Source organism: Nitrococcus sp., from assembly GCF_059432795.1.
In genome coordinates this window covers 1-4,353 of record NZ_JBXWZQ010000171.1, presented here as the reverse complement: position 1 = coordinate 4,353, position 4,353 = coordinate 1, and the positions used below count along the sequence as shown (strand labels likewise).

General features: G+C 59.3%; 7 protein-coding genes. 2 read left to right on the top strand and 5 right to left on the bottom strand.

Annotated elements, in window-relative coordinates:
- Positions 1-21 precede the first annotated feature (21 nt).
- From AC52Q4_RS12075 to AC52Q4_RS12055, 5 genes are all read right to left on the bottom strand, one after another.
- Complete coding sequence (locus AC52Q4_RS12075; RefSeq protein WP_495537049.1) at positions 22-1,221, bottom strand: transposase domain-containing protein; 1,200 nt, start codon at positions 1,219-1,221, stop codon at positions 22-24.
- A gap of 42 nt (positions 1,222-1,263) precedes the next feature.
- On the bottom strand, positions 1,264-2,004 hold the full coding sequence (locus tag AC52Q4_RS12070; RefSeq protein ID WP_495537048.1) for a DNA-binding domain-containing protein: 741 nt from the start codon (positions 2,002-2,004) through the stop codon (positions 1,264-1,266).
- Positions 1,997-2,308 (bottom strand): hypothetical protein, encoded by a 312-nt coding sequence (locus tag AC52Q4_RS12065; protein ID WP_495537047.1) that lies wholly within the window; start codon positions 2,306-2,308, stop codon positions 1,997-1,999. The genes AC52Q4_RS12070 and AC52Q4_RS12065 overlap by 8 nt, the downstream gene beginning before the upstream one ends.
- Positions 2,292-2,804, bottom strand: a complete 513-nt coding sequence (locus AC52Q4_RS12060; RefSeq protein WP_495537046.1) for a hypothetical protein — start codon at positions 2,802-2,804, stop codon at positions 2,292-2,294. The genes AC52Q4_RS12065 and AC52Q4_RS12060 overlap by 17 nt, the downstream gene beginning before the upstream one ends.
- Positions 2,805-2,881: 77 nt before the next feature.
- Positions 2,882-3,133 carry a helix-turn-helix domain-containing protein gene (locus tag AC52Q4_RS12055; RefSeq protein ID WP_495537045.1) on the bottom strand — a complete coding sequence of 84 codons (252 nt, stop codon included), beginning with the start codon at positions 3,131-3,133 and terminating at the stop codon, positions 2,882-2,884.
- Between the two features lie 68 nt (positions 3,134-3,201).
- Between AC52Q4_RS12055 and AC52Q4_RS12050 the strand changes: the two genes are divergently transcribed.
- Both AC52Q4_RS12050 and AC52Q4_RS12045 read left to right on the top strand, forming a co-directional pair.
- Complete coding sequence (locus AC52Q4_RS12050) at positions 3,202-3,642, top strand: helix-turn-helix domain-containing protein (protein WP_495537044.1); 441 nt, start codon at positions 3,202-3,204, stop codon at positions 3,640-3,642.
- A gap of 169 nt (positions 3,643-3,811) precedes the next feature.
- A complete protein-coding gene (locus AC52Q4_RS12045; protein ID WP_495537043.1) occupies positions 3,812-4,168 on the top strand; it encodes a hypothetical protein in 357 nt (118 codons plus the stop codon).
- Positions 4,169-4,353 lie beyond the last annotated feature (185 nt).

Here is a 4,353-nt window from a genome sequence, read left to right as displayed (position 1 = left end):
AGTAGCGGCCGGCTCCGGTTTTCAAAGCTCCGTCTTGCGCGCCGCATTCAGTTTTGCCACGCGCGCGGAGAAGTTCTGGCGACGGCGCTCCTTGTCGTCGCTGCTTTCATTCGATCCCACCGATTCCCCGGCCTGGTCGCTCGCGACCACGTCATCGCCGACAGCCTTCTTAGAGCGAAACTGCAAGGACACGACGCCCGCCTCGGCGCCGTCCGGTTGATCGATCTTCGGAATGTGCTTGGCCGCGGTCGCGGCGCTCATGCGGCGCTCCGCTTCGGCGGCCCGCTTCGTGTGGCGCTTGTACTGGCTCTTGGCCCGGTGATAGGCGCGGGCCGTCTCGGTGTCGATGAAGCCACCGCGCCAGACGCATTCGGCGGCGCCGATGTAACGGCCATCGAGCGTGTAGACGTGGACCGCTTCCTGCAGGCGCTGCGGGTCGCACCGCACGACGATCTGCTCGCCGCGGTGATCGACAAGCTGGTCGCACCAATAACGGTTCGCGCCCTGCGGCCCACGGCCGAGGACTACCGCGCCGGTCGCGGAGTTGGCGCGGACGCGCTCGGCGGCCAGCAGCCACAAGCGGCGTTGATCAGCCGTGGCTTTGCGGATCGTTGAACGGCTGTAAGACTCCTCGAACATTTGATCGAAGCTGCGGCCGTTGCAATGCGCGCCTCGGCGACCGGCCTGCGCGTTATGCGCGGCCACTTCCTGCTCGAGTACTTCGAGGAACTCCTCGACGGGAATCGGACGCCCCTGGGTGCCCCGGTTGCTCCATTGCGGATGCTTGTCGATCAGTTCGCGCAGGTCTCGAAATGCGCGCTCGATCGGTTTGGATTGGCCGTGTGCCGGTAGGGTGAAGCGAACGTCGATGCCGAGATCGACCATGATGCCGCGGGGATCCTCGTCTTTGATCTTCCAGCGATACCTGTTCTTGATGCCGCCCGTGAGCCACTTGCTGGCCGCGGCTGTCGTGTTATCGATAACTGCGACTTCGGGAATGCCGTATCGGTCGACCAGGTCACCGACGGACAGGCGAAGCATGTCCTTGTTCTCGGTCTGGTCAGCGCGCCAGGCAAGGATCTTGCCCGTGCCAACGTCCTGCCAAAACCACACCTTGGCGCGATTAACGGAATCGTCCGGCCACTTAAGCGCGGGGTGAAACTCCACGCCGTCGCCGTTGACGACCTGCAGGGCATGCAGTGCGGCGTGAGCGCGCACCATCGTCGGAAAGGTTTGTTCGAGCGCTTCGGTGCCTTCCCTGAGTTAGATCAGTTGGTTGGCCGGGATATCACGATCTATCTTGCGCGCGATGGTATTTTGCGACGGCCACGCCCAGCCGTTCTTCCTGGCCGCCCGCTGCACGCGCCGATAGCAGGTGGACAGGGCCTGGCACGAGCGGTCGAGGTACAAGGCCTTGAACATTTCCCAGGCCTCGGTTGAGACCTCGGCGGTAACCATGCAGCCAGAGTGATTCGGGCACAGAGCGGGCAGCCAATCCGATTTGTGCACGCCCTTCACGGCTCGAAGCCACCTTTCATACGTCCGTTTCTTCTCCCCGAACTGAGCTTGTATCGCTTCGTGGGCACGCCCGGGGGAGACACCCAAGTCGATCAGGCGATGAAACTCTTGGACGACGGCCAGGCGCTTCCTGGCCTTCTCCTTTTGGCTGTCGGGCTTACGTTCGAACCATGCCCACAGCGAGTCCGGGCAGTAGCTCGATGAATGGTTTGCGCCGTTCGCCGGATCCATTCCCGACTCGGTACCGTTTGCAGCCACGGGGCCACTGCTGCCATCACCATCGGGGGCAGAAGGCGGCTCGCGCAGGTAGAGCGCGGCGCGTGTACTTTCTGGGAGGGAATTGATGTGAAACTCTCGCCCACCGCCTCGGGCCTTCCTGGGCCGGGTTTGCCAGTTTTCTCGCTCGGACTTCTTATTTATCCCGCGAACGGAATTCGGAATACCAGGAAGGTCAGCCAACTCAGACGCCGAGTACCATTCACGCATTGAGACTCTCCCAAGTGACGTCTGCGACGGCCCCGGCGGCGAACAACGCGGAGCGTTCATCAATATCCCTCAACCCGCGCAACTTCGTAGAGGCAAACCACCAGCCCAGGAGCCAGCCCCCTCTATAGGGAATTTCGTCCTCATATAGAGTGACGATGGCTTCGGACCAGCCGTCGTAGTCGGACAGATCAAAAAATGCGGTATATCGTGAAAGCACTTCTGGACAATGGGTGTAGTCGTGACCAACTAAAGCGGCCCGCGCTCCGTGCATGAAACCGACGTTAAATTCACTTCTCGGGCTCATGGTCCACCTCTGTGAAGAGCGCCAGATCCGGTTGTGAATGCCTGCTCACCTGCTCGCGTTGATAAGCCAATGCGCCAACGGCGGCCTCGACCGCTTGTAATGCGTCATCGCTACTAACCTCGCGCCGATAAAATCGGACCAGCGCTGAATTCGCCTCGGAAAGGAGCGCTTGAAGCTCGGACATTTCCGTTTCGGAAGCCGAGCGGCCGGTTGGTATCTCGATGAGAATCTTGTGGCGGGCCGCCGCCACATATCGCGTTACGTAGTCGCACCCGCCGCAAGCGTGCTCGAAGGACTGGAGGTATCTGAGGGGCAGGCTCCCATCAGCTATGTACTTGTAAAGCCGCCAGTGACTCGGCATCCCCATTCGCTCTGCAATCTGCTCGACGCTGAGGTTGTGTACGGCCCTTGCGTACTGGATGCACAACTCCATCGAATGCCGAAGATTGGTGGCGCGCAGGTGTTTCCAATAACGTCGATCTTTTGGAGCCGCCATTTATGCCCCCTTTCCAAAGTTTGCGAAGCCCTGCCCCTTTCGGGGCACGGGTTTTATGGGTATGCTTTTCCCGGCGGTTAGGCGCATTGGCGCTCCTCTTGGTCCTTATAACGGGAGGGCCAGATATCAGCAGGATCGACGCCGATGGCGTCTGCGATAATTCGCTGCCCCCTGGGCCATTGGCGCGACATGCACATCGCGAGGGTGGTTGGGGCATAACCGTGATGCACGCTGAGCCTCCGCAAAGACCAACCGGCCTTACGGAGAGCGGCGACAATATCGGCCGGGTGCCAATCGGCCGCTTTTTTTGGACGGGTGCATACTTTCATGTTCGCACGAATGTACGCGCTGAATATGCGATCGTCAATACTATAAATACGAGCTATTTGTACGAATTGTGACCACCAAAGATCGGATTGCCGAACTCGTTGACTCCTGGAAAAGCCTCAGCGCGCTTGCGCGGGAGGTGGGCGTCGCCGAGGGGACGCTAAGGAAGTGGAAGAAAGGGGAAAGCGAGCCCCGCGCGTCAGAGCTCATACGGCTGGCGAGGGCGGGGAAGGTCACCGTCGCCTGGCTGCTGGGCCTTTCGGACGAGAAAAAAGGGGCAGAGGTGGTGCGTGACGATCGCGAGGACTACAACCCGACGGAAGAGTCGCTCTGGGATCGGCTCCGTGCCGCGAACAAAATCATCGAGAGGCTCAGCAACGAATACGGGACTGTCCCGGCGATTTGGTCGACGACTATCCAGGAGCTAATAGTGGTGCATGGGGTAAATGAGGAGGGCGCGAAACGAGTGTTTCAGTCGATTAACGCGGAGAGGCAGGAAGGCTCAGAATGAGCACCAGGTGGTTCCAACTTCAGTTCCTAGTTCGCTCAGGGCCTGGGGGCGAAAACGCCTTTATTTACAGCGCATTACCGAACTTGGAACTGAGAATATTAGAGGACGCTAAAATTCCAACTTGAAACCCCGAAAGTAGGAACTCGGAAATTTAAATGGAGGGCACAAAATGGCTAAATTGAAGGTTCATGCAGGGGATTTTGGGAAAGAGGGAAGTAATACGTTGTCGAAAGGTACGTTCATGCTCATGAAACCGGACAAGTTTTATTCCCAGGAGCGGATCCCGGCGCACCAGGTGGAAACCGTAGAGGTGGCCAATGAGGAGGCCGTTAAACGGCTGTGGGGCACCGCTGGCTGGGGCGTGGCTGGTGCTGCGGTACTAGGCCCCCTGGGCCTTTTGGCTGGGCTGGTCGCAGGCGGCCGTGGCAAAGACGTCACGTTCGTGGCGAAATTCAAGGACGGCCGCAAGCTCATGGCTACCGTTTCGAGTAAGGAGTACACCAGGCTTCAAGCCGCGCTTTTTTAACGATCGGGGAGAGGTGATTTAAAGCCTTTTAAACACCCCTTCACTTTTCTGGCTCACTTACGCAATTCAGGTGAGTAGCGCGCCGCGCGCTGGTCGTTCTTGTCCCACAAATTGTCGTTTTTTCTCAAAATATCCCGCTTTTTTCACTCATTCCAGGTGGGGGCGCACAGCCGATGACACGGCAG